The following is a 25,177-nucleotide window of genomic DNA, read 5'->3' on the forward strand; positions in this document are numbered from 1 at the left end:
AAAGGCCCGCCCGCCTCACCTTGTTCCTCCTGCGAACATCACTAGGGGACCGGTACGCAAGTATCGGTCCTTTTTTTGCGGCTCAATTCCGCGGGCGGGTCCAGAGCCTGGCCGGGCGCGGCGTTCCTGCGGGCCAACGGCGGGCGCGACCCGCGACCTGGAGGCCTGAACGCAGGACCCAGACCAGCTTTTCGCTTTTCGGGGTGGTGACGCGGTGGTCCCAGGCATGTTCACCCCGGCGAGCGACTTTGCGGGCGATGTCGCCATAGATGCCTGCGGCGGCCAGCACTGCCCAGGCCGAACGGGGCGGCAGGGCGCCGGAGCCGTGGCGGGCGCTTTCCTCATAGGCTGCGGCCATGTCGGCGAGACGGCGGGCGAGGATGGCAAGACGCGGACGGACCCAGGGCTTCATATGCTCACCCGGCGGGATATCCATTTCGACCAGCCATTCTTCGGGCAGATAGCAGCGGTCGGCGGCCTCATCCTCGCTGATGTCGCGAGCAATATTGGCCAGCTGGAAGGCCAGACCCAAATCGCAGGCACGGTCGAGCGTGGCTTCATCGTCGGGGTCGACGCCCATCAGGATCGCCATCATGCAGCCCACCGTGCCCGCGACATGGTAGCAATAGCGCAGCATGTCGGCTTCGCTGCGGGGACGCCATTCGCGGGCGTCGAGCGCGAAACCTTCGATCAGGTCATGGGCATAGCGCTCAGGGATAGCGCATTCGCGCATGACGAGGCCGAAGCCATCGAAAGCCGGTTCGCCGGTCGGGTCACCATGGAGCGCCGTGGCGGTGAGGACGCGGATGGTGGAGAGGCGCGTCTGGCCGTCCGCCACGCCGCGCATGGTGCCGCCATGGTCCTGGCCATCCGCGATATCGTCGCATTTACGGCACCAGGCGTAGAGAAGCCAAGCCCGCTCACGGGTCTGGCGGTCGAACAGTTTGGATGCGAGGGCGAAGGATTTGGAGCCTCGGGCAATGCTGGCGCGGGCCTGGGTTATGAGGGTTGGGCGAGCGAGAGGTTTTTTCGGGGTCACCGAAGTGACATGCCCTCCCCTGCCCCTCGCGTCGAGTCACTTGCCTCGCCGCTACACATGCGGAAGGCGGCCATGGTCAGAGCCGGTCGGCTTTCATGGTTAAGATGGTTTCATGGGGCTGATAGGCAGCCATCTGGTCGAGCAACACTTCGATCGTGTGCGCGTGGATCAGAATATTGGCGTGCTGCGCGCGAATGAAGCCCGCTTCGACCATATGCTGGTTGAAGGATATCAGCTGGTCGTAGAAACCCGCGACATTGAGCAATCCGACCGGCTTGTGGTGATAGCCGAGCTGCGCCCAGCTGATCGCTTCCCACAGCTCATCCATCGTGCCGACCCCACCCGGCAGGGTGACGAAGCCGTCGGAAAGGTCCGTGAACAGCTGCTTGCGCTGGTGCATCGTTCGAACGACATGCAATTCGGTGCAACCGCGATGGGCTACCTCGGCGCCGACCAGCGCTTCGGGGATGACTCCAATCACTTCGCCGCCCGCTCCCAGAGCCGCATCCGCTACCGCGCCCATCAGGCCAAGGCGACCACCACCATAGATGATGCCGATGCCGCGCCCGGCCAGCACGCGCCCGACATGGCGGGCGGCTTCGACATAAGCGGGATCGGCGGGGGTCGCCGAGCCGCAATAGACAGCCAGTCTCTTCATCGTTCCTCTTTACGCCAGATCTTCCAGCATCAGCGCGGCGGTCGCCTTGGCGCTGCCGACCACGCCGGGAATGCCCGCGCCCGGATGCGTTCCCGCTCCTACCAGATACAGGTTGGGAATCACATCATCGCGATTATGCGCGCGGAACCAGGCGCTTTGGGTGAGCAGCGGCTCCAGGCTGAAGGCGCTGCCGAGATGCGCCGACAGGTCATGGCGGAAATCCGGCGGCGCATAATGGAATTGCGTGACGATGCGCGAGCGGATGTCGGGAATCAGCCGATGCTGGATCTCGTCGAGGATGCGTTCGGCATAGACCGGCCCGAACCGCGTCCAGTCGATCGGCAGCTTGCCCAGATGCGGCACCGGGGCAAGTGCGTAGAAGGTCGAATGGCCGTCCGGCGCCATCGATGGATCGGTCACGGTCGGATGGTGCAGATAGAGCGAGAAATCGGCCGGCAGCACGCCATGATCGTAGATGTCGGTCAGCAGCCCCTCATAGCGCGGGCCGAAGAGGATCATATGGTGCGGGATGCCCGGCCAGCTGCCCTTGATCCCGAAGTGCAGCACGAACAGGCTGGGCGACCATCGCTTGCGGGCAAGCTTTTCCGCCTGCTTCTCACCGCGCGGATGATGGCCGATCAGGTCGCGATAGCTGTGCATCAGGTCTGCGTTGGAGGCGACCGCATCAGCCTCCCCCCGCCAGCCCGAAGCGGTGCGCACGGCGACGGCCCGGTCGCCATAGGTTTCGATCTGCACCACCGGATCGGCAAGCCGCAGCGTGCCGCCCAACCGCTCGAAATGCGTCGCCATCGCCTGCACCAGCCGGTTGGTGCCGCCCTTGGCGAACCAGACCCCGCCATCCTTCTCCAGCTTGTGGATCAGCGCGTAGATCGCGCTGGTCTGTAACGGATTGCCGCCAACCAGCAGCGTATGGAAGGAAAGCGCCTGACGCAGCTTTTCATCTCTGACATGGGAGGAGACAACCGAATAGACCGAACGCCAGGCCTGATGCCTGACCAAGGAAGGGGCCGCCCGAACCATCGAGGCGAAATCGAGAAAAGCGACCGAGCCGAGCTTGCGATATCCCTCCTGATACACCCCGTCGGCGTAATCGAGAAAGCTTTCATAGCCCGCGACATCCTGGGGATTGAGCGTGGCGATCTGGGCACGCAGCGCGGTTTCGTCGTTGGAATAGTCGAAATTCGTCCCGTCGGGCCAGTTGAGGCGGTAGAAGGGCGAGACGGGGACGAGGCTGACATCCTCCGCCATGTCATGGCCCGACAAACGCCAGAGTTCGCCCAGGCAATCTGGGTCGGTGATGACGGTTGGCCCGGCGTCGAAGACGAAACCGTCCTTCTCCCACATATAGGCGCGGCCGCCGGGACGGTCGCGGGCCTCCACCAGCGTGGTGTCGATTCCGGCGGATTGCAGCCTTATGGCAAGCGCAAGGCCGCCAAAGCCCGCGCCGATGACGATCGCTTTCCTGTTCATCAGGATGGCCTGTTCATCAGGCGGGAGGGCTCAGCAAAGCACGCATGGCGCCCCTTATGGGCACGGGGGGACGCCCGCACAAGATGCGGATGCGATCCTGGACCGTGGATCGGCCCGCATAGAAGCGGCCGATCAACGCGGGACTAAGCCGATAGAAACGCTCGAAGATGCGCCAGCGTTGCTCTGGCGGCGCGGCACCGAACAACATCCGCCCCAACAGCCGGTAATAGCTACCCCGCCGCCAGTGCGCCCGCGCCCAACCCCGCGTCGCATGGGCCAACAGCGCCCCGTCCATCGGCCAGTCGTCCGCCAGGCGCAGGGCGAAGCGTACCGCGTCGGGCAGGGAATATCCGGTCATGGGCTGGAACAGGCCTGCCCTCGCCCCCGCCCGGGCGACGGGATCGTCCTTAGGCCAGAAGCGGTCGAAATCGCCGCCATGGACGACCGGAAGGACGCCGCTCTCGCTGTGAACGATCTCCGCGACCTGCCAGCCTTGCGTCCGGGCATAGGCGGCGATCCGCCCGCGCAGCGCGGGCAGATCGAGATCGGGGCTGTCGCTATAATAGGTATCCTCGACGAAGACGGTCCTCTCATCCCAGGGGAGCAGATAGATGAAGCGATATCCGTCCATCTGCTCGACCGTGGCGTCCATGATGACGGGACGGCTCAGACCATGAGGGGCGTCCAGACGAAGGGTTTGACCCACGAATTTCTGCCAACCGCAGCGCAGCGCCGAAAGATCGCCCCCTCCCCTCGCGTCAATTACGGCCCCGACCCGAATGACTTGACCATCGGACAGGGTGATGGCGTCCGGCGTCAGATGCGCAACCCGCGCATCGGTGAGGAGGCGCCCGCCAAGCATCTTGCGGACATAAGCGTCGAGGTGGGTCGAAGTGATGCTGTTATAGGGCGTGGCCAGCTGGCGGTCGTGGCCGGGGAAGCGGACGTCATGCCCCTCCGCCCAATGCCGGGCAACCAGCGGTTCGACAAGCCATCGGTCCCCGGCCTGGATATCGCTGTCGAAGAAGGACCAGATATGATTGCCGCCCAGCCCACCACCCTGTTCCAGCAGCAGCAGGGTCGCGCCGGGATGACGGGCAATGAAAGCCAGCGCGATCAGGCTGCCCGCAAGGCCGCCGCCCACTATGGCCAGGTCGCAATCGGTCATGGTCGCCATGACATCCTTAGTTAAAGGGCGCGCGGTGAGATGCACAGATTGATTTACCGCGAAATATAGTATAGGGGGGTATGCTATGCATATTATCGAGGATCGGGACAAGCTGCTGGCGCGGGTGCGCCGCATTGCCGGGCAGGTCAGCGCCATCGAAAGGCAATTGTCAGGCGAAGCGGGCTGTTCGGAGACGTTGCAGCTCGTCGCGTCCGTTCGCGGGGCGGTGGGCAGCCTGATGGAAGAACTGATCGAACAGCATATGCGGGAACATGTCGCCCGGCCCGGCATCAGCGATGCGGCGCGGCAGACGGCGGCCGAGGAAATGCTGGCCCTGATCCGGCGCTACGGGAAATGAGCATGCACGACGATCACGGCCATGGCGGCCATCACCATCATCACGATGCGCACGACCATGGGCATGAGGCACCGCCGATCACGCCGGATGATGGCGAGGAAAGCCATTATTTCGACCATATCTACCTGACCCATGGGCATGATGAAAATGCCCGCAAGACGATCTGGGTGGTGTGGCTGACCGCAGCGACCATGGTGGTCGAAATCGTCTTCGGCTGGCTGACCGGGTCGATGGCGCTGCTGGCCGACGGCTTCCACATGGCGACCCATGCAGGCGCGCTGGCGGTGGCGGCGGCGGCCTATGGCTATGCCCGGCGGCATGCGCGCAATCCACGTTATACTTTCGGAACCGGCAAGGTGGGGGATTTGTCCGGCTTCGCCTCCGCGCTGTTGCTGGGGGTGACAGCGCTGTTCATTGCGATCGAATCGGCGATGCGCTTTTTCGAGCCGGTGAAGGTGGCCTTTGGCGAAGCGACGCTGGTCGCGGTGATCGGGCTGGTCATCAATCTGATCAGCGCCGCGCTGCTGGGGCACGATCACAGCCACGACCATGGGCACGACCATGGGCACGATCATGGCGATGGTCATCAGCATGGCCATGCCGACAATAATCTGCGCGCAGCCTATGTGCATGTGCTGACCGATGCGCTGACGTCGGTGCTGGCGATCGTGGCGTTGCTGGCTGGACGTTATATGGGGTGGTGGTGGCTGGACCCGGCCGTGGGGCTGCTGGGCGCGGTGGTGATCGCGCGCTGGGCCTGGGGGCTGATGCAGGATACCGCCGCCATCCTGCTCGACACGGCGGAACCGGCGCTGATGGCGCGGATCAAGCGCCTCGTCGAGGGAGAGGGCGCCACCATTCGCGACCTGCACGTCTGGCGCATCGGACCGCATGCCCATGCCGCGATCCTCAGCCTGGCGCCCGGCGCGAATGTCGCGGCCGTACGCCAGCAGGTCCGCGCTTTGCCCCGCATGGAACATGTGACGGTGGAGTGCGGATAGGGTCCCCGCTCTCCGCGCCATCCCGAAGAGGTAATCCAAAAGAGTAGTGGCTGGATTTTTTGGATGAAAGCCGCGGACATCGCGTGTGTATATTTCGAATCTCTGGCAGCTATTGATCTGGATTGCTTGACTCGACTCGGTTGGCCATCCAGCTTCCCTTACGGAAAGCTGAAAAAACAAATCAGGAGAGGAGGCCCCATGCACGCCACCAAGCCCGTTCAGGGAAAGATTTTTCACGCCCTTCTGATGGAATGTTTCGCAGACCAGCGCCTGCCCACCGACGATGAGGTGGACTCGGTAGCGTCCAAGATCTGGCAGGATAGCCACGGACTGACGACGGGGCAGACCTGGCCGGATGTAGCGAAGGGAAGCGACGCCCATCGGCAGATGATCAACGCCGCCATGATGGCGCTGGGCATGGCCGGAGGAACTTGCCGGCCAAGCCTATGAAATTCTCAGTAGCTTCTTGAAACCGAATTATCCTTATCTATCTTTTGGATGTTCCGGCCTCCCTCCCCCTTCGCCGGAACATCCCTTGACGCGGCCCCGGCGACCCCTTGCGCCGGGGCTGCTTTTTCCTGAAGGGCCTGCCCTGCCGCCCAGCCGCTCGCCCACGCCCATTGGAAATTATAACCGCCCAGCCAACCGGTGACATCGACCGCCTCGCCTATGGCATAGAGGCCGGGGACGCGGCGGGCCTCCATCGTCCGGGAAGAAAGGTCCGCGGTCGAGATGCCGCCGATCGTGACCTCCGCCTTGGCAAAACCCTCCGTCCCGTTGGGCGTGAACGGCCACGCGGCAAGGCGGCGCTGCGCCTCTTCCAGCTTGCGATCGGACAGATTGCCGAGGTCGCCCGCCAGCGCCAGCCGTTCGGACAGGGTATCGGCCAGACGATCGGGCAAATGACCGCGCAACAGCTGGACGAGGGTGCCGCGCGGCTTGCCGCGCTTGGCATCGGTCAGCCAGTCCGGCGGCTGATCTGGCAGAAAATCGAGCAGGATCGCTTGGCCATGGCGCCAATAGGAGGAGATTTGCAGGATCGCGGGACCAGAAAGGCCGCGATGGGTGAGCAAAGCGGCTTCACGAAAGGCCGTCTTGCCGCAGCGGGCGACGACGTCGGTCGAGACGCCCGAAAGCGAACGGAAAAGCAGGTCTTCGCCGCCCAACGTCAGGGGCACGAGCGCGGGACGGGGTTCCACGACCCTGAGCCCGAACTGGCGGGCAAGACCATAAGCGAAGTCGGTCGCGCCAATCTTCGGGATGGAGGGTCCTCCGGTGGCGATCACCAGAGCCGGGGCGGTGGCCACCCTGTCGCCATGGGCGACGCTGTAGCGGCCATCGGCATGGGTCACTGAAGTGACCGCGTGGTTGAGGCGGATCATGACCTGCCCGGCTTCGCATTCGGCGAGCAGCATCGTGACGATCTGCCGGGCGCTCTGGTCGCAGAAGAGTTGGCCCAGTGTTTTTTCATGCCAGGCTATGCCGTGGCGTTCGATGAGCGTCAGAAAGTCCTGGGGCGTATAGCGGCCGAGCGCCGACTTGGCGAAATGGGGATTGGCCGACAGATAGCGGTCGGGCGCGGTGTGGATATTGGTGAAATTGCACCGGCCGCCCCCGGAAATCAGGATTTTCTTGCCCGGCGCGTCGGCATGGTCGATGACGAGGACGCGCTGGCCCCGCTGGCCTGCTGTGGCGGCGCACATCAGGCCGGCCCCGCCAGCGCCCAGGACGATGGCGTCAAATTGTTCGGGCTGGCTGGACAAGATCAGCCTGCTGCAAGCGCGTCCATGATCTGGCGGACCGGGGTGAGGTCATAGCCTGCCGACGCCGCCTGTTCGGTAAGGGCGGCGGGGTGATCGCCAGCCCGGGCGCGCGTCAGCGCCCAAAGCAGCGTGCTGCGCGTGCCGGAGCGGCAATAAGCGAGTATCTTGCCATCACCCGCCTGTTCGATCGCGGCGGCCATGCCGTCAAGCTGCCACGGGGCAAAGCCGCCATGGGCGACCGGCACGGCGGCATAGACGATGCCAGCAGCCCTGGCGGCGGCCTCGATCTCCGCGCCGTTGGTCTGGCCCGGTTCCTCGTCATCGGGACGGTTGTTGATGATGACGGTGACGCCCAGCGCCTTGGCTTCGGCCACCTGATCGACACTGATCTGCGGCGAGACATAGAGGCTTTTGGTGAGCTGGCGGAACATGGGGGAAGACTCCTTAATATGGGCGATGCCATGCGCCTGTGGAGCCGCCGATACAAGGGGAAAGGATCAGGCGTAGGGGCGGATGGCAGCAAGGAAGGCGTCGCCATAGGCATCGAGCTTGCGCTGGCCGACGCCGCTGACCTCGCCGAGTTCGATGAGGGTCGTGGGCCGCCGTTCGGCCATTTCGCGCAAGGTCGAATCATGAAAGATGACATAGGGCGGCACGCCCGCTTCCTGCGCCAGTTCCCGGCGGCAGGCGCGCAAGGCATCGAACAACGGATCGCCCACGGGGTTTTCCGCGCCCCCGTTGCGGGCGTTTTTGCGGCGGCGTTCCCTGCGGGGAGGAAGGACCAGACTGACCTCTTCCTCGCCACGCAAGATGGGGCGGGCATTGGGGCCGAATTCCAGGCCGCCATGCTCGTTCGTCTGAAGCGCGTCGCGGACCAGCAGCGCGCGCGAGACGGGGCGCAGCAGCGCCGTTTCCTCGCCGTCCACTATGCCATAGACCGATATCCTGTCATGGCCACGCTCGCGAATCTTGTCGGTGACGGCGCCGGTCAGCACCTGTTCGATATGGCCGACACCGAAGCTCTGGCCTGTGCGATAGACGGCGGACAGGAATTTGCGGGCCGTCTGTGTCGCGTCGATGCTGGCGGGAGGGGCAAGGCAATTGTCGCAATTGCCACAGGCCGGCGGCGGATTCTCGCCGAAATGGCGCAGCAGGATGGCGCGGCGGCACGTCCCGGTTTCGACCAGGCCGCCCAGCGCCGTGATGCGGGCACGCTCGCCCTGCTGGCGGAGGGGATCGAGTTCCGTGATCCTTTGCCGGGCGCGGGCGAAATCATCCGCCCCCCAGAAGAGATGGGCCTCCGCCGGTTCGCCGTCACGGCCTGCGCGGCCGGATTCCTGATAATAGCCCTCGATCGACTTGGGCAGGGCGGCATGGGCGACGAAGCGGACATCGGGCTTGTCGATGCCCATGCCGAAGGCGATCGTGGCGACCATCACCATGTCTTCGCTGGCGATGAAGGCGGCCTGATTGGCGGCGCGGACCTGCGGGTCGAGGCCGGCATGATAGGCGCGGGTGGGACGGCCGGTGCGGGCGAGCGTTTCGGCCAGTTTCTCGGTCGCCGCGCGGGTCGGCGCATAGACGATGCCGGGGCCGATCTGGCTGGTGATGAGATCGGAAAGCTGGCGTGGCAGGCCGTCGCGCGGATGGACGGCATAGCGGATGTTCGGCCGATCGAAGCCCGCGATGACAAGGCCTTCGCGGGGAATGCCCAGCTGGATCAGGATATCGTCACGGGTGTGATGGTCTGCCGTGGCCGTGAGGGCGAGGCGCGGGATGTCCGGGAATTCGTCCAGCAGCGGCCGCAACAGGCGATAATCGGGGCGGAAATCATGGCCCCATTCCGAAACGCAATGCGCCTCGTCTATGGCGAAGAGGGCGATTCTAGTGCTGCGCAGCAGATTGCGGAAGCCTTCGCCGCTGGCGCGTTCGGGGGCGACGTAAAGCAGGTCCAGCTCGCCATTGCGAAGGCGATCCTGGGTTTCGCGCCAATCGGCATCGACGCTGGTCAGGCTGGCGGCCCGGATGCCGACCGCTTGCGCCGCGCGAAGCTGGTCATGCATCAGCGCGATCAGCGGGGAGATGACGACGCAACATCCGTCCAGCGCCACGGCCGGAAGCTGGTAGCAGAGCGATTTGCCCGCGCCGGTGGGCATGATGGCGAGCGTGGGCTGGCCCGCCATGATGCGGCCCACCACATGTTCCTGCACGCCCCGGAAGGCGGGGAAGCCGAAGACGTCGTGGAGGAGGGTCGGGATATCGGGACGCATGGGGGACGGCTCTAACGGTTCAATCGGCGGAGGGCCAGCTTGGAGGGCGTTCGCGGCAAGTGGAAACGCCGATCGACGCCGTCGATCACCTGCCGCCCCGGAAACGCGGAAAAACAAAAGCCTGCTCTAGGGTTCGAGAAGGCAGCCCCAGCCCTGACGATAGCGCGCGGTGCGGGAAGCCAATAGCGGGACGGCGGCGCTCACCGATTGCGATTCAGGCAGGTCCTTGAGCGACACGGCCCACATGCCAGCCTCCCTGTCACCCTGGCAACTGTCCATCGAACGCCCCTCGACATAGCGGCAGGAGCAGGTGACGCGCGCGCCGAAGCCCGCGCCGACCTGCGCCCGGGCGCGCAGGGCGCTCCAGTTCCATGCGAACAGGGCGGTCCCTGCGATACCCAACGCCACCAGGGCGTAAATCCATTTTCGGCGACCGGACATACTCCCCTTTCCCATATCCCATGCTAAGGCCGCGGCTTATGAAGCTTGAGCGGAAAAGCGTAAAGCGCCTTGGCGCGGTGGGCGGCATTTTGGCGATGCTGGCGGTGGCCGGCCTGTGGAGCGTACGCGCTGCCGGGCCGGAGCCGGTTTATCACGTCACCGGCGATTCGGACGTGGACGCGGCAGCACTCCGCGCGGCGATCGACCCGCTGTTCGAGGATGACGCGTCGGGCGAAACCCGCGCCCTGGTCGTCATGCACGATGGGCAGATCGTCGCGGAACGCTATGCGCCGGGCTTCGGGCCGAAAACGAAGCTCCTCTCCTGGTCTACGGCCAAGAGCGTGACGGCGGTGCTGATCGGGCTGATGGTGTCGGACGGGCGGCTGGCGCTCGATTCGCCGGTGCCGGTGGCGGCCTGGGGCCAGCCGGGCGATCCGCGGGGACGGATCACCCTTCGGCAGTTGCTGGCCATGACGTCCGGCCTCGATCACGCCGAGGATGCGGAGCCGTTGGCGGAGGCCGACACGGTGCGGATGCTGTTCACCGACGGGGCGCAGGACATGGGCGCCTTTGCCGAGGCGAAGCCGCTTGCCCATGCACCCGGCGCGGTCTTTTCCTATTCGACCGGCAGCACGATCATCCTCGCCGATCTGATGGCGCGGATGCTGACCAACAGCACCGATCCCGATGCGCGACGGCGAGCGATGCAGATGTTCATCGACGGACGGCTGAAGATTCCGGCGCGCCTGAATAGCCTGACCGTCGAATATGATGCCGCCGGGACGATGATCGGCGGCAGTTTCCTGCATATGACGGCGCGGGATTATGCGCGCTTCGGGGAATTGCTGCGCAACCATGGCCGCGGCGTCGCGGGGCACCAGATCGTCCCGGAAAAGTGGATCGACTATATGCGCGCGCCCTCCCCCCGCAATGCAGCCTATGGCGCGCATCTCTGGCTGAACAGGGAAAGCGGCGAAAGCGCCCTGATGCCGGGGCGCGCGCCCGCCAGCCTGTTCGGATGCGTCGGGCATGACGGGCAATATATATTGGTGTCGCCTGCGCAGCGACTGACCGTGGTGCGGCTGGGCATGTCCACGACGAAGGATGAGCGCGACGCCGCGAAGGACGGCCTGGCGAAGCTTATCGGACTTTATTCCCGGTAGAGTGATTTCGAGCCAGATGGCATCATCCGGCGGCTCGGAAATCACGGACAGCTAAGAACTTTTGGAGCGCTTTCCCGGCATTATGTGCCAAACACAGAACCGGGATCAGAGCAGGAAATGACCCTCGATCACTGTGCGGCATGCCCCGGTCAGCACCACCCGGTTGCCGGAGAGGCGGCAGGTCAGTCGTCCCCCGCGCCGGGACGCCTGACAGGCCGTCAATTTGACCTTATCGAGACGCCTGGCCCAATATGGGGCAAGCAGGCAGTGGGCCGAGCCGGTGACGGGGTCCTCGTCTATACCTGCGCCCGGGGCGAAAACCCGGCTGATGATATCGCTGTCCTCGCCCGGAGCAGTGGCAATGAGGAGAATATCTCCGGCTTTCCGAAGCGTAGCGAAATCCGGCGCCAGCGCGCGGATGGCCGCGGCGTCGCGATAGACGAAGATCGCATAGCCGCCTTCGCGCATATGGGTTTCCAGGACTTCACCGCCCATGGCCGCGGCAAGATCGGGCAACGGCCTGGCTTCGGACGCCCAGTTGGGGAGCGAGAGCGCATAGCCGTCGCGATCGCGCGAGACGGTCAGCACGCCGGCGTGACGCGTGCGGAAGCGGACAGCGGTACGACCGCCCATCAGCACATGGCCACTTGCCAGCGTCGCATGGCCGCAAAGCTTGACCTCCACTTCCGGCGTGAACCAGCGCAACGCATAGTCGGCATCCGGATCATCCGGCGTCGGCACCGTGAAGGCGGTTTCGGACAGGTTGTTTTCTGCCGCGATCGCCTGAAGCGTGGCGTCATCCAGCCATTGACCGAGAGGCATGACCGCCGCCGGATTGCCAGTGAAGGGCGCGTCGGCAAAAGCATCGACCTGGGTGAAGGGCAGGCTGGTCATGGGCGGTCCTTTGACATTCTTCCCCATCATGCCGTTGCGATTTGCAACGGGACAGGGCCGCTCCGGGCGAATTGGTCCTGACCCGGAGCCCGCCTCCCCCTGTGAGGCAAAAACGAAATGGGCCAGCCATGAGAACATGGCTGGCCCGTGTTCGCGGCTGAAGGGGACGTTTTGACCGCCAATCCATACTTAGCCCGAAGGCTGACAGAGGAATGACGCTCCCCAGGCTTACGCGCTGCCGCTCGCCCTCCCGCGGGCGATCTGTGACAGCGATGTTACCGCAGAATGGGTGAGTCGTCTCGTCGGAATCGTGTCTTTGCCGAAATTATGGCTCGCCTCGGCGCTTTATCAGCCTTCTCCGCATTGCGCGCGGTGGAGCAGCCTTTGATCCGCCAGCACAAGCGCCATCATTGCCTCCACCACCGGCACGCCGCGAATGCCGACACAGGGATCATGGCGGCCCCTGGTGACGATCTGCGACGCTTCGCCCTGCTGCGTGACGGTTTCGACCGGGACGAGAATCGAACTGGTCGGCTTGAAGGCAATGCGGACCTTGACTGGCTGGCCGGTGGAAATGCCTCCAGCGATCCCGCCCGCATGATTGGCGAGAAAGACGGGGTTGCCGTCATTGCCCGGTCGCATCGGGTCGGCATTCTCTTCGCCGCGCAGGCGGGCGGCGGCGAATCCGTCGCCAATCTCCACGCCCTTGACCGCGTTGATGCTCATCATCGCGGCGGCAAGTTCGCTGTCGAGCTTGGCATAAAGCGGCGCGCCCCAGCCTGCGGGGACGCCCGACGCCACGCATTCGACCACCGCGCCGAGCGAGGAGCCGTCCAGCCTCGCGTCGTCGACCAGCTTTTCCCAGCGCTTGGCGGCTACCGGATCAGGGCAGAAGAAGGGGTTGTTGTCGATCTCGCCGGCATCGAAACGGGCATGGTCGATGGCGTCGCCGCCGATCTCGCTCACATAAGCGAAGATATCGACTTCGGGGATGACAAGCCGGGCGACCGCCCCCGCCGCCACGCGGCTGGCGGTTTCGCGGGCCGAGGACCGGCCACCGCCGCGATAGTCGCGAAAGCCATATTTGGCGTCATAGGCATAATCGGCATGGCCGGGGCGATAGGCCTTCGCAACCTCGCCATAATCCTTGGAGCGCTGGTCGGTATTCTCGATCATCAGGCTGATCGGAGTGCCGGTGGTCCGGCCTTCGAAGACGCCCGAAAGGATGCGAACCTCATCCGGTTCGCGGCGCTGGGTGGTGAATTTGGACGTGCCGGGTTTGCGCTTGTCCAGGAAAGGCTGGATGTCGGCTTCGCTCAACGGCAGGCCCGGAGGGCAGCCGTCGACGACCGCGCCGATAGCAGGGCCATGGCTCTCGCCCCAGGTCGAAAAGCGGAAGACGCGGCCGAAGGTGTTGAAGCTCATGCTTGCCTTTCCTTGGAAAGGGCTGTTGCCCTCTCCCGTCCCTTTATTTGTCCAGCGCGATATCCGGCGCGTCTTCGGCTTTCATGCCGATGACATTATAGCCCGCGTCGACATGATGGACTTCGCCGGTCACGCCCGACGCGAGGTCGGAGAGGAGATAGAGGCCGGCGCCCCCCACATCCTCAATGGTCACATTGCGGCGGAGTGGGCTGTTCAGTTCGTTCCACTTCATGATGTAGCGGAAATCGCCAATGCCGCTGGCCGCCAGCGTCTTGATCGGCCCTGCCGAGATCGCATTGACGCGAATGTTTTCGGGGCCCAGGTCCATCGCCAGATATTTGACGCTGGTTTCCAGTGCCGCCTTGGCGACCCCCATGACGTTGTAGTGCGGGATCACCTTTTCGGCGCCGTAATAGCTGAGCGTCAGCAGGCTGCCGCCCTCCGCCATCAGTTCACGGGCGCGCCTGGCAACGGCGACGAAGCTGTAGGCGGAAATGTTCATCGTCAGCAGGAAGTTTTCCAGGCTGGTGTCGACATATTTGCCGCGCAATTCATTCTTGTCGGAAAAGCCGATCGCGTGGACGACGAAGTCCAGCTTGCCCCAGCGCGCCTTGATCTCGTCAAAGGCGGCGTCGAGCTTGGCCATGTCCGAAACGTCGCAATCGATCAGGAAGTCGGAGCCCAACTCCTCCGCGAGCGGCCTCACCCGCTTGGCGAGCGCGTCGCCCTGGTAGGAAAAGGCCAGTTCCGCGCCCTGCGCGCGCAGCGCCTTCGAAATACCCCAGGCCAGCGACTTATCGTTCGCCAACCCCATGATCAGACCGCGTTTTCCCGCCATCAAGCCTGTCATCTTGTCGTCCCATTCCCTTTGTCGACCTGCGCGGCGGCGGCGGCTTCCTCTTCCGGGAACTCCGCCAGCGCCGCATTCAATTCCGCGCCAATTACCACGCCAAGCCCGACAAGGAAGAAGAAAATGAGGGTGATCATCACGCCGGCCAGGCTGCCATAGGTCCGGTCATAGCCGCCAAGCAGCGAAAGCGTGGGCGGCAGCAGCAGCGTGACGCCATACCACCAGAACGCCGTCGCGAGCGCGCCGGGCCATTTGGGGAAGCGAGGGTCCTTGTACAGGCTGGGCGTCAGCGAGACGTAGAGATAGTAAAGCGCGATGCATAAAATCGCCATCGGCACCAGCTTGGTCAGGGTGACGATCTGCATCGCTTCGTCAGCGAAGGGCAGGATCTGATGCAGGAACTGATCGATGCCGGTGATGATGACCTGCATGGAGAAGGCGAACATCACCGCAAAGACGCTGATCAAGGTGATGCCGATCGCGGTCAGGCGATAATGCCAGAAGGGACGCGTGCTTTTGGTGCCATAAGCGCGGCGGAGGATATCGCGGATCGTCTCGATCAGGCTGCCGACCGTCCACAGGCCGACCAGCCCGCCCAGCCACAGCAGCGGACCGGTCCGCGCGGTCAGCACGTCGATGATCGGCTGTTTCACCACGGAAGCGACGCCGGGCGGCACGGTTTCGAGGAAGGCCCCGACCGCCGCCAACCCATCCTGCGAGCGGCCGAAGATGCTGGCCACCGCCGCCGCGACGATGAAGAAGGGGAAAAGCGTCATCAGCGACAGATAGGCAAGATTCCCCGCATGGATGAAACCGTCGTTATAGGTGCCGACAACCACGCGCCTGGCGATTTCAAAGGCATGGCTGCCCGGCCGCACCCGATCGATATGGCGGTTGAAATGGGCGCGGGCCTCTTCCGCGATATGCTCGCGACGGGATTCGGGGGACAAAGGGGACGGTTGCGGCATTCCCCCCTAACCCTTCAAACGCCGAGATGGGTCCGCACGGCGCGGCCGTCCTGCCAGCTTTCCACCAGCGCCTGGATCGCCGGATCGTCGGCGGGCACGTCGATCAGCAAAGTGACAAGCTGGTCGCCGCGCGTGCCGCCCTTACCGGTAAAGCCCTTGCCGCGCAGGCGCAGGGTCTTGCCGGAAGTCGCGCCCACAGGCACGCCCAGCATCACCGGACCATCAACCGTCGGCACCTTGACCTTTGCCCCCTTCACTGCTTCGTCCAGCGTGATCGGCAGGTCCAGCAGCACATTGTCGCCGTCGCGGGTGAAAAAGGGGTGCGGCTTGATCTCGATCGTGACGATGGCATCGCCCGCGCCGCCGGGGCCCTGCTGCCCCTTGCCGGAAAGGCGCATCTGCGTGCCCGTCTCGACGCCGGCTGAAAGCTTCAGATCGATGGTCTTGCCGTCCTGCAACGTGATCCGCTGCGGCGCCAGCGTGGCCGCGTCGACAAACTGGACCGCCAGGCGATAGGTCACGTTCGCGCCCTTTTGCGGCGGCCCGCCACGGCCGAAGCCGCCAAAGCCCCCTCCCCCGCCACGACGCCCCGCGCCGCCACCGAACAGCCCTTCGAAAATATCGCCGAAATCCGCGCCGCCCTCATTGAACTCGAAGCCGCCGCCCTGCCCCGGACGACCGCGGAAACCACCGCCCCCACCGCCGCCAAAACCGAAAGGCGAAGTCGGATTGCCCTCGCCATCAATTTCGCCCCGGTCGAAGCGGGCACGCCTGTCCTTGTCCGACAGCAGGTCATAGGCGCTGGTGACGGCAGAGAACTTCTCCGCCGCCTGTGGGTTATCCTTGTTCCGGTCGGGATGCAGTTCCTTGGCGAGCTTGCGATAGGCCGATTTGATCTCTGCCTCGTTCGCGCCGCGCGCGACGCCCAAAGTGGAATATGGGTCGGCCATTGCCGGTGGTGCATCCTTCTAAACAATCATCGTTCCGGCCCTATTTGGCGAAAGCGGGGCAATCGTTCAAGCAGGGCCTTCAAGCGGCGCCTTCAAGCATGGGAAAGGCTTATCGACATAGGCGGCGCCGGAGCCTAAATCATCGCCATGACCGATCCCATCGCCCTGTTCGACGCCTGGTACAATGAGGCACGCGAAACCGAGATCAACGACAGCAACGCCATGGCGCTGGCCACCGCCGACGATCGCGGGCGGCCTTCGCTGCGGATGGTGCTGTTGAAGGGGCATGGGCCGGCTGGCTTCATCTTCTACACCAATTTCGAGGGGCGCAAGGCAGCCGAACTGCTGGCCAATCCCCACGCCGCGCTGCTGTTCCACTGGAAATCCCTGCGGCGGCAGGTCAGGATCGAGGGGCCGGTGGAGCCGGTCGATGACGCCACCGCCGACACCTATTTCGCGACGCGCAGCCGTGATAGTCAGCTTGGCGCCTGGGCATCGGATCAGTCGCGCCCGCTGGAATCGCGCGATCTGTTCATGGCCCGCTATGAGGAAGCCAGCCTGCGGTTCGAGGGCGGGCCGGTGCCACGCCCGCCGCATTGGTCGGGTTTCCGGGTCGTGCCCCAGCGCATCGAGTTTTGGCAGGATCGCGAGCATCGCCTGCATGAGCGCCGCCTGTTCGAACGCAGCGGCGAAGGTTGGCGCGAAGGACTGCTTTATCCATAGCCCAACAAAAGGCGCGCGGAATATCCCACGTCATTCGTTCAAGGGAGCAAGCGGACCCGCCCACTGCGATTGCGCCACTGTGATTGCGCCACTGTGATTGCGGGTGTGCCGGGCGCCTGTTAGGTGTCCTGTGGCGGGCACGGGTTAGAGGGACTGCATGCGAAATCGACTGACGGCGTTCATCCTGACGGGCATGATATTGGGGGTGATCGTGGGCTTCGCCACCAACCTCTGGGTCGGCGGAGACAAGGCGCTGGCGAAGGACGTTGCAGGCTATTTCCACCTGCTGGCCGATATCTTCCTGCACCTCATCAAGATGATCATTGCGCCTCTGGTCTTTTCCACGCTGGTCGCGGGCATCGCCCATATGGGCGACAGCGCGGCGCTGGGGCGGATCGGCGGACGCGCGCTCGCCTGGTTCATCATCGCCAGCCTGATCTCGCTGACGCTCGGCCTCATCTTCGTCAATTTCTTCGCGCCGGGCGAGGGACTGAACCTGGTGCGGTCCGGCGCGGAATCGGGCGTGAATACGGAGGCGCTCAACTTCAGTGACTTCATCCTGCACGTCTTCCCGACCTCCATGGTCGGGGCGATGGCGGACAATTCCATCCTTCAGATCGTCGTCTTCTCCCTGTTCGTCGGCGTCGCGCTGACCGCCATCGGAGACAAGGGCAAGCCGATCGTCACCGTGATCGAAGCGATGGTCGAGCTGATGCTGCAAGTCACCGGCTATGTCATGCGCGTGGCCCCCTTTGCCGTGTTCGGGGCGCTGGCCTCCGTGGTGACGACCGAGGGGTTGGGCGTGCTCAAGACATTCGGAGAACTGGTGGGCGAATTCTACCTGTCGCTGATCGCTCTGTGGCTGCTGTTGTTCGCGGCGGGTTCGATCTTTCTTGGACGGCGGATGGTGAAGCTGATCCGCTATGTGCGCGAACCGATATTGATCGCCTTCTCCACCGCTTCATCCGAAGCCGCCTATCCCAAGATGCTGGAGCAGCTCGACCGGTTCGGCGTGCCGCGCCGCATCTACAGCTTCGTGCTGCCGCTGGGCTACAGCTTCAACCTCGACGGGTCGATGATGTATTCGACCTTCGCCACCATCTTCATCGCGCAGGCCTATGGCATCGACCTGCCGATCGCGACGCAGATCACCATATTGCTGGTGCTGATGGTGACCAGCAAGGGCATCGCCGCGGTGCCCCGCGCCTCGCTGGTGGTGGTGGCCGCGACGCTCGGCCAGTTCGACCTGCCGGTGGAGGGGGTGGCCTTCATCCTCGCCGTCGATCATTTCATGGACATGGGCCGCACCGCCACCAACGTACTGGGCAATGCGATCGCCACCTCCGTCATCACCAAATGGGAGGGGATGCTGGAGGTCGAGGAACCGGAATATGTGCCCCATCCCAAGGCGCCCACGCATACGCCATCGCATGGACGCGCGGGGCTGGAACTCGCCTCCGACATGGTGGACGAGGAAAAGCGGTCCTAGACGTTACATGGGACGCTCCTGACCGGCTGAACCGGCGGATATGCGAAAACTCGTCGGCCGCGTAATGAATTTCCATTATGGTGGCGCGGCCGGGCAACCTTCCGCAGCGCTCGGCGGTTGGAGGCCCATGGAGCGGAAAAGGCCATGACGAAGGACGCGCGAAATCCGCTTGCCCTGCAATGGCAGATGCTTGCCGGTTTCGGCATCGGGCTGACGCTGGGGCTAGCGGTCTATGTCGCCGCGCCAGAGGCGAACTGGGTCGACGGCGTGACCGCTTATGTCACCGGGCCGATCGGGCAGATTTTCCTGCGGCTGCTGTTCATGCTGGTCATTCCGCTGCTGATGTCGGCGTTGATCGTGGGCATTGCGGAAATGGGGGAGATGCGCTCGCTGCGGCGGGTGGGCCTGCGCACGCTGGCCTATACGCTGATCGTGTCGGCTATTGCGGTGGCCATCAGCCTGACGGTCGTGAACCTGCTGAAGCCCGGCGCGGGGGTCGATCCGGCGCAGGCGCGGGCGATGCTCGATCATGCGGGACAGGGCGCGCAGGCGATATTGGCGCGCGGCGGGGAGACGCCCAAGGGGCTGGACGCGCTGATCGCCATCGTGCCGGATAATATCATCAAGGCCATGGCCGCGAACGACATATTGGCGGTGATGGTCTTCGCCCTGTTCTTCGGCATCGGGCTGGTGCTGGTGCAGACCGAGCAGACGCGGCTGCTCTTGTCTGCCATGGAGGGACTGTTCGAGGTGACGATGCGGCTGATGGGGCTGATCATCCGTCTCGCGCCGCTGGCCATCGCCTGTTTCATGTTCAATCTCGCCGCGCAATTCGGCTGGGAATTGCTGGTAAGGCTGTCCGCCTATGTGGGGGTAGTGCTGCTCGCCTTGGGATTGCAGATGTTCGGAGTCTATTCGCTGCTGATCGCGCTGCTGGCACGGCGATCGCCCTGGCGCTTCTTCGGCGCGGTGCAGGAGGCTGCAATGATGGCCTTTGCCACGGCTTCCTCCAACGCCACCCTGCCGACGGCGATTCGGGTAGCGGAGGAGAAACTGCATCTGCCCCGGCGGATCGCGCGCTTCGTGCTGACCATCGGGGCAACCGCCAATCAGAATGGCACGGCGATGTTCGAGGGGATTACCGTCCTCTTTCTCGCGCAGTTTTTCGGGATCGAATTAAGCTGGACGCAGCAGTTGATGGTGATGTTCGTGTGCATCCTTGGCGGTGTCGGGACGGCGGGGGTGCCTGCCGGATCGCTGCCGGTGGTGGCGATGATCCTGGGGATGGTGGGCGTGCCGCCCGAAGGAATCGGACTGGTTCTGGGGGTCGATCGTTTTCTCGACATGTGTCGCACGACGCTGAACGTGACCGGCGATCTGGTGGCGGCCACGGTGATCGCCGCTGGCGAGACGGATGAGAGGCAGGCCGTTTGAAGCCGGACGCGGTGGATCGACGGTTTCTTTAGGGCTTCTTCACCGCCTCGCCCCAATAGGCCAGGCTGCGCGCAAAGCTGGCGAAGCCGCGTTCCAGCGCCGCCCCGCTTTCGCCATGGGGCCGGGCTTCGGCATCCAGCGTGTCCCCGATCTGGCCGACGCTGAGACGCTCGGGAATAACGGTCATGCCCATGGCATTGAGCGTCACCGTCCAGGCAGCATGGCTGTTCACCCCGGCATAGCGGCCCATCGAATAGCTGGCGATGCCGGCCGGGCGGCGATCGAATTCCTTGAGGAAATGGTCGGTAAGGTTCTTCAGGCCCGGCTGCACGCCGCGATTATATTCGCCCGCGACGAAGACGAATGCATCGGCAGCGCTGAGGCGTTCGGAGAGTGCCGTCATGGCGGCAGGCGCTTCGCCGGCGGGATAATCGCTGTAACGCAGGTCAAGCATGGGAAGGCCGACCGCCTGGGCGTCGATCAGTTCGGCTTTATGACCGAGGGTCTGGAAGCCGTTGATCAGATAATCGGCCAGACGAATGCCGAGGCGGCCCCGGCGATAGGAGCCGTAAAGGACGAGGATGTCGAGCGCCATGGCAAACTCCCTTGATGGGTTAAGGGAGTGTCGCACCGACGCTCGATGGCGTCCAGTCCTAGCGGAGCTTCGCGATGTTCAGCCCGTCCTGCTTGGCGCGGGCCTTCACCGATTCCTCGCTGCGGGTGAGGGCCTTGGCGATCGCCTTGAGCGCCATGCCCTTTTTCGCCAGCATGTGGAGCTTTTGCAGCTCATCCGCTGTCCAGGGCTGCTTGTGGCGCTCGAAGCGGTCGCCTGCCATGCCGATCAGTCCGCGAAGGGATCGCGCACGAGGATGGTGTCCTCGCGCTCGGGGCTGGTGGAGACGAGCGTGACCGGGCAGCCGATCAGCTCCTCGATACGGCGGATATATTTGATCGCCTGCGCCGGGAGTTCCGCCCAGCTGCGCGCGCCCGCCGTGGTGTCCTGCCAGCCTTCGATGCTTTCATAGACCGGCTCGGCCTTGGCCTGATCCTGCGCATGGGCGGGGAGGTAATCGAAGCTCTGGTCGCCGATCCTGTAGCCGACGCAGATCTTCAGTTCCTCAAAACCGTCGAGCACGTCGAGCTTGGTGAGCGCGATGCCGGTGACGCCCGACACCGCGACCGACTGGCGCACCAGCACGGCGTCGAACCAGCCGCAGCGGCGCTTGCGGCCGGTGACGGTGCCGAATTCATGGCCGCGCTCACCGAGACGCTGGCCGACGTCATTTTCCTGCTCGGTCGGGAAAGGACCGGAGCCGACGCGGGTGGTGTAGGCCTTGACGATGCCCAGCACGAAGCCCGCGCCATTGGGGCCAAGACCGGTGCCGCTCGCCGCCGTGCCCGCCACCGTGTTGGAGGAGGTGACGAAGGGATAGGTGCCATGGTCGATGTCGAGCAGCGTGCCCTGCGCGCCTTCGAACAGGATGCGCTGGCCCGCCGCCTTCGCCTTGTTGAGCGTCAGCCAGACGGGCTTCACGAACGGCAGGATGAAGCTGGCGATGTCGCGAAGGTCCGCCATCAGCGCGTCGCGGTCGATCGGCGCTTCGTTGAACCCGGCGCGCAGCGCGTCATGGTGCGCGGTCAGGCGGTCGAGCTGAGGCCCCAGATCGTCGAGATGGGCAAGGTCGCAGACGCGAATGGCGCGGCGGCCGACCTTGTCCTCATAGGCAGGACCAATGCCGCGACGGGTGGTGCCGATCTTGCCCGCGCCCGACGCATCCTCGCGCAGGCCATCAAGGTCGCGGTGGAAGGGCAGGATCAGCGGGCAGGTTTCCGCGATCTGGAGATTCTCCGGGGTGATGTCCACACCCTGCCCCTTCAGCTTGGCGACTTCATCACGGAAGTGCCAGGGGTCCAGCACCACGCCATTGCCGATCACGCTCAATGTGCCGCGCACGATGCCCGATGGGAGCAGCGAGAGCTTGTAGACCTTCTCCCCCACGACCAGCGTGTGGCCGGCATTATGGCCGCCCTGGAAGCGGGCGACGACGTCGGCGCGTTCCGACAGCCAGTCGACGATCTTGCCCTTGCCTTCGTCGCCCCACTGAGCGCCGATCACGGTCACATTTGCCACAGATACAGTCCTCCGCCCGCCGCGCGGACCGGCCATGCCCTTCGACGGGACTCGGCATGCCGGTGGGATAAATCGGGCGCTTGTCGCCCTGTTGCGGGGCGCGCGTTAGCCGCGCTGGCCCCCTTTAGTCAAGTCAGTAGGCGCGCGGCTCATCGCCTTCAAGCCAATGGGTGCAACGCAGCGCCTCGCCATTCTCATCCGGGGTGAGCGCCGCAATGGTGTGCCACCCTTGCGCACGCAACACAGCCGCACGGGCTGCATCATGATGCAGCGGCAGGAAGAGCCGCCTGGGCACCTCGCTGCCAAAGCCCGCATCGATCAGCGGATCGGGGTAGAGCGAGAAGCCCATGGCCGGTTCGTCGGAACCATCGGCGCGGGTGATGGCGTAGCTGCCGCCCCGGCCGATCTCGCCGGTGAAGCCGTCCGCGAAGATCGAAAAGCCGAACCAGTTCTGATATTCGAAGCCATGGCGCTCGGTCGGGTCGAGCGTCAGGGTGACGTCCCAGCCGATCGGCTTGGCAATCGCGCGCAGGCCCGCGATACGGCTGTCGATAGCGCCGCCGAGCTGGGCGTTGAGCGCCTCCAGCCGTTCCAGCGCGGCGTGGAAGGGGCCGGTTGCTTCAATCAGCGGCAGATACGCTGCGGCGGCCGGGCTGATCGCCACGAGCGCACCGGCATCCTTGGCGTCGAGTTCAGTCCGGACGGCTTCGATTTCTTCGGGCGCAAGGGGCAGCGGGCCTGCCGCAAGGCCGTCGATCAGGTCCGGCAGCGTGAAGTCAATGGTGATGCCCGTGACGCCTGCCGCTTGCAGCGATTCGATGGCGACATGCACGATTTCCACGGCTGCGGCGACGCTGTCGCTGCCGACCAGTTCGGCGCCGACTTGCAGACGTTCGCGTTCGGGGCGGAGCTGATTCGCACGCAGGCGGATGACCGGACCGGCATAGGAGAGGCGCAGCGGACGCGGCACCGACGCCAGGCGGGTGGCGGCGATGCGGCCGACCTGCGCGGTCATGTCAGGGCGGAGCGCCAGGCTTCGCTGGGAAACGGGGTCGATGGCGCGGACAAGATCCTGCGCGCGCATTGATTTCAGGCGGCCGACCAGCGTGTCCTCGAACTCCGCGAGCGGCGGCATGACGCGCTCATAACCATGGGTGGCGACTGTATCAAGCACGCGACGCGCCAGGCGCGCGGAAGCCTCTGCCTGGGGCGGCAGACGGTCTGACAGTCCTTCGGGGAGGAGGCCGGGCGGGATCATGGTCATGGGCTGGCCCTTTAGCGGATTATACGCAATAGGCCAGCCCGAACCATCTTAGGCGAAGCGCAGCAGCTTCACGGTCTTGACGCCGGCAAGGTTGCAGATGTCCTTCAGCACCGCTTCGGTCACCGCGCCGTCGACCGACAGCAGCAGCACGGCTTCACCGCCCTGATTGCGGCGGCCGAGGTGGAAGGTGCCGATATTGACCTGCGCCTCACCCAGCGTCGAACCCAGACGGCCGATGAAACCCGGCGCATCCTGATTGACGATGTAGAGCATGTGCCCGGCGAGGTCGGCCTCGACCTTGATGCCGAACAGCTCGACCAGGCGCGGCTGCGAGTGACCGAAGAGGGTGCCGGCGACCGACTTGTCGCCGCCTTCCGTTTTCACCGTCACGCGGACGAGGGTCTGGTAATCGCCCTCGCGGTCATGACGCACTTCGCGCACGTCAAGGCCGCGTTCCTTCGCCAGGAAGGGCGCGTTGACCATGTTCACCGTATCCGAATAGACGCGCATCAGCCCCGCCAGCACCGCAGCGGTGATCGGCTTCTGGTTGAGTTCGGCGGCATGGCCCTCGACCTCGACCGAGACGCTCTGGATGCGGTCGCCTTCGAGCTGGCCGACCAGGCTGCCCAGTTCCTCCGCCAGCGCCATATAGGGCTTAAGCTTGGGCGCTTCCTCAGCCGACAGCGACGGGACGTTGAGGGCATTGGTGATGCCGCCGTCGAGCAGATAGTCCGAAAGCTGTTCGGCCACCTGAAGCGCGACATTCACCTGCGCTTCGTCGGTCGATGCGCCCAGATGCGGGGTGCAGATGAAGTTGGGCGTGCCGAACAGCGGCGATTCCTTCGCCGGTTCGGTCACAAACACGTCGAGGGCGGCACCGGCGACATGGCCTGCCTCCATCGCGTCCTTGAGCGCGGCTTCGTCGATCAGGCCGCCACGGGCGCAGTTGATGATGCGCACGCCCTTCTTTGTCTTGGCGAGATTTTCCTTGCTCAGAATGTTGCGGGTCTGGTCGGTCAGCGGCGTGTGCAGCGTGATGAAGTCGGCCTTCGCCAGCAGCGTGTCGAGATCGGCCTTTTCCACGCCCATTTCGACGGCGCGTTCCGGGGTCAGGAAGGGGTCGAAGGCAACGACCTTCATCTTGAGGCCGAGCGCGCGGCTGGCGACGATCGAGCCGATATTGCCTGCGCCGATCAGGCCGAGCGTCTTGCCGGTGACTTCCACGCCCATGAAGCCGTTCTTCGGCCACAGGCCCTGCTGCGTCTGGGCATTGGCCTCGGGCAGCTGGCGGGCCAGCGCGAACATCAGCGCGATGGCATGTTCGGCAGTGGTGATCGAGTTGCCGAACGGGGTGTTCATGACGATCACGCCCTTGGCCGATGCCGCCGGAATGTCGACATTGTCGACGCCGATGCCTGCGCGGCCGATGACCTTCAGGTTGGTGGCGTGGTCGAGAATATCCTTCGTCACCTTGGTCGAGCTGCGGATGGCGAGGCCGTCATACTGGCCGATGATTGCCTTCAGCTCGTCAGGGGTCTTGCCGGTGATTTCGTCGACTTCGACGCCGCGTTCACGGAAGATCGCGGCGGCACGGGGGTCCATCTTGTCGGAAATGAGGACTTTGGGCATCTGGGTTTCCTTTGGAAAATGCACCCGTCATCCCCGCGAAAGCGGGGACCCATCTCCCATAAGAAGCG

General features: G+C 64.6%; 25 protein-coding genes. 7 read left to right on the plus strand and 18 right to left on the minus strand.

Features of this window, described 5'->3' with window-relative positions; genetic code table 11:
• Positions 1 to 82: 82 nt before the first annotated feature.
• The 4 genes from RUH75_RS00410 to crtY form a co-directional block, all read right to left on the minus strand.
• A complete protein-coding gene (locus RUH75_RS00410; RefSeq protein ID WP_313801284.1) occupies positions 83 to 1,003 on the minus strand; it encodes a phytoene/squalene synthase family protein in 921 nt (306 codons plus the stop codon).
• A 112-nt stretch (positions 1,004 to 1,115) separates the two neighbouring features.
• Positions 1,116 to 1,697 carry a TIGR00730 family Rossman fold protein gene (locus RUH75_RS00415; protein ID WP_313801052.1) on the minus strand — a complete coding sequence of 194 codons (582 nt, stop codon included), beginning with the start codon at positions 1,695 to 1,697 and terminating at the stop codon, positions 1,116 to 1,118.
• A 9-nt stretch (positions 1,698 to 1,706) separates the two neighbouring features.
• Positions 1,707 to 3,188: a phytoene desaturase gene (locus tag RUH75_RS00420; RefSeq protein WP_313801054.1), complete on the minus strand. Its 1,482-nt coding sequence runs from the start codon at positions 3,186 to 3,188 to the stop codon at positions 1,707 to 1,709.
• A gap of 16 nt (positions 3,189 to 3,204) precedes the next feature.
• Positions 3,205 to 4,365: a lycopene beta-cyclase CrtY gene (crtY, locus tag RUH75_RS00425; RefSeq protein ID WP_313801056.1), complete on the minus strand. Its 1,161-nt coding sequence runs from the start codon at positions 4,363 to 4,365 to the stop codon at positions 3,205 to 3,207.
• Between the two features lie 76 nt (positions 4,366 to 4,441).
• Here crtY and RUH75_RS00430 point away from each other — a divergent pair, with 76 nt between their 5' ends.
• From RUH75_RS00430 to RUH75_RS00440, 3 genes are all read left to right on the plus strand, one after another.
• Positions 4,442 to 4,714 (plus strand): metal/formaldehyde-sensitive transcriptional repressor, encoded by a 273-nt coding sequence (locus tag RUH75_RS00430; protein WP_313801058.1) that lies wholly within the window; start codon positions 4,442 to 4,444, stop codon positions 4,712 to 4,714.
• Complete coding sequence (gene dmeF / locus RUH75_RS00435) at positions 4,711 to 5,715, plus strand: CDF family Co(II)/Ni(II) efflux transporter DmeF (RefSeq protein ID WP_313801060.1); 1,005 nt, start codon at positions 4,711 to 4,713, stop codon at positions 5,713 to 5,715. Before RUH75_RS00430 ends, dmeF begins: the two co-directional genes overlap by 4 nt.
• A 198-nt stretch (positions 5,716 to 5,913) precedes the next feature.
• Positions 5,914 to 6,165: a hypothetical protein gene (locus RUH75_RS00440; RefSeq protein ID WP_313801062.1), complete on the plus strand. Its 252-nt coding sequence runs from the start codon at positions 5,914 to 5,916 to the stop codon at positions 6,163 to 6,165.
• Between the two features lie 5 nt (positions 6,166 to 6,170).
• Here RUH75_RS00440 and RUH75_RS00445 read toward each other — a convergent pair whose 3' ends face one another.
• The 4 genes from RUH75_RS00445 to RUH75_RS00460 form a co-directional block, all read right to left on the minus strand.
• Positions 6,171 to 7,478: an NAD(P)/FAD-dependent oxidoreductase gene (locus RUH75_RS00445; protein WP_313801064.1), complete on the minus strand. Its 1,308-nt coding sequence runs from the start codon at positions 7,476 to 7,478 to the stop codon at positions 6,171 to 6,173.
• Positions 7,479 to 7,480: 2 nt separating this feature from the next.
• Positions 7,481 to 7,909, minus strand: a complete 429-nt coding sequence (locus tag RUH75_RS00450; protein WP_313801066.1) for a TIGR01244 family sulfur transferase — start codon at positions 7,907 to 7,909, stop codon at positions 7,481 to 7,483.
• A gap of 66 nt (positions 7,910 to 7,975) precedes the next feature.
• Positions 7,976 to 9,748, minus strand: a complete 1,773-nt coding sequence (gene recQ / locus RUH75_RS00455) for a DNA helicase RecQ (protein ID WP_313801068.1) — start codon at positions 9,746 to 9,748, stop codon at positions 7,976 to 7,978.
• Between the two features lie 126 nt (positions 9,749 to 9,874).
• Complete coding sequence (locus RUH75_RS00460) at positions 9,875 to 10,189, minus strand: hypothetical protein (protein WP_313801070.1); 315 nt, start codon at positions 10,187 to 10,189, stop codon at positions 9,875 to 9,877.
• Between the two features lie 38 nt (positions 10,190 to 10,227).
• On the opposite strand from RUH75_RS00460, the gene RUH75_RS00465 reads away from it, so the two are divergent.
• On the plus strand, positions 10,228 to 11,352 hold the full coding sequence (locus RUH75_RS00465; protein ID WP_313801072.1) for a serine hydrolase: 1,125 nt from the start codon (positions 10,228 to 10,230) through the stop codon (positions 11,350 to 11,352).
• 105 nt (positions 11,353 to 11,457) lie between these two features.
• On the opposite strand, the gene RUH75_RS00470 is transcribed toward RUH75_RS00465, so the two are convergent.
• The 5 genes from RUH75_RS00470 to RUH75_RS00490 all read right to left on the minus strand — a co-directional run bounded on the left by RUH75_RS00470 (position 11,458) and on the right by RUH75_RS00490 (position 16,439).
• Positions 11,458 to 12,246: a PhzF family phenazine biosynthesis protein gene (locus tag RUH75_RS00470; protein WP_313801074.1), complete on the minus strand. Its 789-nt coding sequence runs from the start codon at positions 12,244 to 12,246 to the stop codon at positions 11,458 to 11,460.
• Positions 12,247 to 12,594: 348 nt separating this feature from the next.
• Positions 12,595 to 13,671 carry a chorismate synthase gene (aroC, locus tag RUH75_RS00475; protein WP_313801076.1) on the minus strand — a complete coding sequence of 359 codons (1,077 nt, stop codon included), beginning with the start codon at positions 13,669 to 13,671 and terminating at the stop codon, positions 12,595 to 12,597.
• 43 nt (positions 13,672 to 13,714) lie between these two features.
• Complete coding sequence (gene fabI, locus RUH75_RS00480; protein WP_313801078.1) at positions 13,715 to 14,521, minus strand: enoyl-ACP reductase FabI; 807 nt, start codon at positions 14,519 to 14,521, stop codon at positions 13,715 to 13,717.
• On the minus strand, positions 14,518 to 15,489 hold the full coding sequence (locus RUH75_RS00485; protein WP_313801080.1) for a YihY/virulence factor BrkB family protein: 972 nt from the start codon (positions 15,487 to 15,489) through the stop codon (positions 14,518 to 14,520). The genes fabI and RUH75_RS00485 overlap by 4 nt, the downstream gene beginning before the upstream one ends.
• A gap of 14 nt (positions 15,490 to 15,503) precedes the next feature.
• Positions 15,504 to 16,439, minus strand: a complete 936-nt coding sequence (locus tag RUH75_RS00490; RefSeq protein ID WP_313801082.1) for a DnaJ C-terminal domain-containing protein — start codon at positions 16,437 to 16,439, stop codon at positions 15,504 to 15,506.
• Positions 16,440 to 16,586: 147 nt separating this feature from the next.
• Between RUH75_RS00490 and pdxH the strand changes: the two genes are divergently transcribed.
• From pdxH to RUH75_RS00505, 3 genes are all read left to right on the plus strand, one after another.
• Positions 16,587 to 17,162: a pyridoxamine 5'-phosphate oxidase gene (gene pdxH, locus RUH75_RS00495; RefSeq protein WP_313801084.1), complete on the plus strand. Its 576-nt coding sequence runs from the start codon at positions 16,587 to 16,589 to the stop codon at positions 17,160 to 17,162.
• A gap of 157 nt (positions 17,163 to 17,319) precedes the next feature.
• Complete coding sequence (locus RUH75_RS00500) at positions 17,320 to 18,651, plus strand: dicarboxylate/amino acid:cation symporter (RefSeq protein ID WP_313801086.1); 1,332 nt, start codon at positions 17,320 to 17,322, stop codon at positions 18,649 to 18,651.
• Positions 18,652 to 18,795: 144 nt separating this feature from the next.
• Positions 18,796 to 20,085, plus strand: a complete 1,290-nt coding sequence (locus RUH75_RS00505) for a dicarboxylate/amino acid:cation symporter (RefSeq protein WP_313801088.1) — start codon at positions 18,796 to 18,798, stop codon at positions 20,083 to 20,085.
• Between the two features lie 28 nt (positions 20,086 to 20,113).
• Here RUH75_RS00505 and RUH75_RS00510 read toward each other — a convergent pair whose 3' ends face one another.
• The 5 genes from RUH75_RS00510 to serA form a co-directional block, all read right to left on the minus strand.
• The gene (locus RUH75_RS00510; protein ID WP_313801090.1) at positions 20,114 to 20,680 is read right to left on the minus strand and encodes an NAD(P)H-dependent oxidoreductase; all 567 of its coding nucleotides are present in this window, start codon (positions 20,678 to 20,680) and stop codon (positions 20,114 to 20,116) included.
• Between the two features lie 58 nt (positions 20,681 to 20,738).
• Complete coding sequence (locus RUH75_RS00515) at positions 20,739 to 20,921, minus strand: hypothetical protein (protein WP_313801092.1); 183 nt, start codon at positions 20,919 to 20,921, stop codon at positions 20,739 to 20,741.
• Between the two features lie 5 nt (positions 20,922 to 20,926).
• Positions 20,927 to 22,216, minus strand: a complete 1,290-nt coding sequence (locus RUH75_RS00520; protein WP_313801093.1) for an adenylosuccinate synthase — start codon at positions 22,214 to 22,216, stop codon at positions 20,927 to 20,929.
• Between the two features lie 133 nt (positions 22,217 to 22,349).
• A complete protein-coding gene (locus RUH75_RS00525) occupies positions 22,350 to 23,480 on the minus strand; it encodes an ATP phosphoribosyltransferase regulatory subunit (RefSeq protein WP_313801094.1) in 1,131 nt (376 codons plus the stop codon).
• A 48-nt stretch (positions 23,481 to 23,528) separates the two neighbouring features.
• Positions 23,529 to 25,109 carry a phosphoglycerate dehydrogenase gene (gene serA / locus RUH75_RS00530; RefSeq protein WP_313801095.1) on the minus strand — a complete coding sequence of 527 codons (1,581 nt, stop codon included), beginning with the start codon at positions 25,107 to 25,109 and terminating at the stop codon, positions 23,529 to 23,531.
• Positions 25,110 to 25,177 lie beyond the last annotated feature (68 nt).

This window comes from Sphingobium sp. (genome assembly GCF_032153725.1).
In the GTDB taxonomy this organism is placed as follows: Bacteria; Pseudomonadota; Alphaproteobacteria; order Sphingomonadales; family Sphingomonadaceae; genus Sphingobium.

Coding starts and splice junctions, on each gene's coding strand:
- RUH75_RS00415 (WP_313801052.1), bottom strand. CDS start 1,697: ATGAAGAGACTGGCTGTCTATTGCGGCTCGGCGACCCCCGCCGATCCC.
- RUH75_RS00420 (WP_313801054.1), bottom strand. CDS start 3,188: ATGAACAGGAAAGCGATCGTCATCGGCGCGGGCTTTGGCGGCCTTGCG.
- crtY (WP_313801056.1), bottom strand. CDS start 4,365: ATGGCGACCATGACCGATTGCGACCTGGCCATAGTGGGCGGCGGCCTT.
- RUH75_RS00430 (WP_313801058.1), top strand. CDS start 4,442: ATGCATATTATCGAGGATCGGGACAAGCTGCTGGCGCGGGTGCGCCGC.
- dmeF (WP_313801060.1), top strand. CDS start 4,711: ATGAGCATGCACGACGATCACGGCCATGGCGGCCATCACCATCATCAC.
- RUH75_RS00440 (WP_313801062.1), top strand. CDS start 5,914: ATGCACGCCACCAAGCCCGTTCAGGGAAAGATTTTTCACGCCCTTCTG.
- RUH75_RS00450 (WP_313801066.1), bottom strand. CDS start 7,909: ATGTTCCGCCAGCTCACCAAAAGCCTCTATGTCTCGCCGCAGATCAGT.
- recQ (WP_313801068.1), bottom strand. CDS start 9,748: ATGCGTCCCGATATCCCGACCCTCCTCCACGACGTCTTCGGCTTCCCC.
- RUH75_RS00460 (WP_313801070.1), bottom strand. CDS start 10,189: ATGTCCGGTCGCCGAAAATGGATTTACGCCCTGGTGGCGTTGGGTATC.
- RUH75_RS00465 (WP_313801072.1), top strand. CDS start 10,228: ATGAAGCTTGAGCGGAAAAGCGTAAAGCGCCTTGGCGCGGTGGGCGGC.
- RUH75_RS00470 (WP_313801074.1), bottom strand. CDS start 12,246: ATGACCAGCCTGCCCTTCACCCAGGTCGATGCTTTTGCCGACGCGCCC.
- aroC (WP_313801076.1), bottom strand. CDS start 13,671: ATGAGCTTCAACACCTTCGGCCGCGTCTTCCGCTTTTCGACCTGGGGC.
- fabI (WP_313801078.1), bottom strand. CDS start 14,521: ATGACAGGCTTGATGGCGGGAAAACGCGGTCTGATCATGGGGTTGGCG.
- RUH75_RS00485 (WP_313801080.1), bottom strand. CDS start 15,489: ATGCCGCAACCGTCCCCTTTGTCCCCCGAATCCCGTCGCGAGCATATC.
- RUH75_RS00490 (WP_313801082.1), bottom strand. CDS start 16,439: ATGGCCGACCCATATTCCACTTTGGGCGTCGCGCGCGGCGCGAACGAG.
- pdxH (WP_313801084.1), top strand. CDS start 16,587: ATGACCGATCCCATCGCCCTGTTCGACGCCTGGTACAATGAGGCACGC.
- RUH75_RS00500 (WP_313801086.1), top strand. CDS start 17,320: ATGCGAAATCGACTGACGGCGTTCATCCTGACGGGCATGATATTGGGG.
- RUH75_RS00505 (WP_313801088.1), top strand. CDS start 18,796: ATGACGAAGGACGCGCGAAATCCGCTTGCCCTGCAATGGCAGATGCTT.
- RUH75_RS00510 (WP_313801090.1), bottom strand. CDS start 20,680: ATGGCGCTCGACATCCTCGTCCTTTACGGCTCCTATCGCCGGGGCCGC.
- RUH75_RS00515 (WP_313801092.1), bottom strand. CDS start 20,921: ATGGCAGGCGACCGCTTCGAGCGCCACAAGCAGCCCTGGACAGCGGAT.
- RUH75_RS00525 (WP_313801094.1), bottom strand. CDS start 23,480: ATGACCATGATCCCGCCCGGCCTCCTCCCCGAAGGACTGTCAGACCGT.
- serA (WP_313801095.1), bottom strand. CDS start 25,109: ATGCCCAAAGTCCTCATTTCCGACAAGATGGACCCCCGTGCCGCCGCG.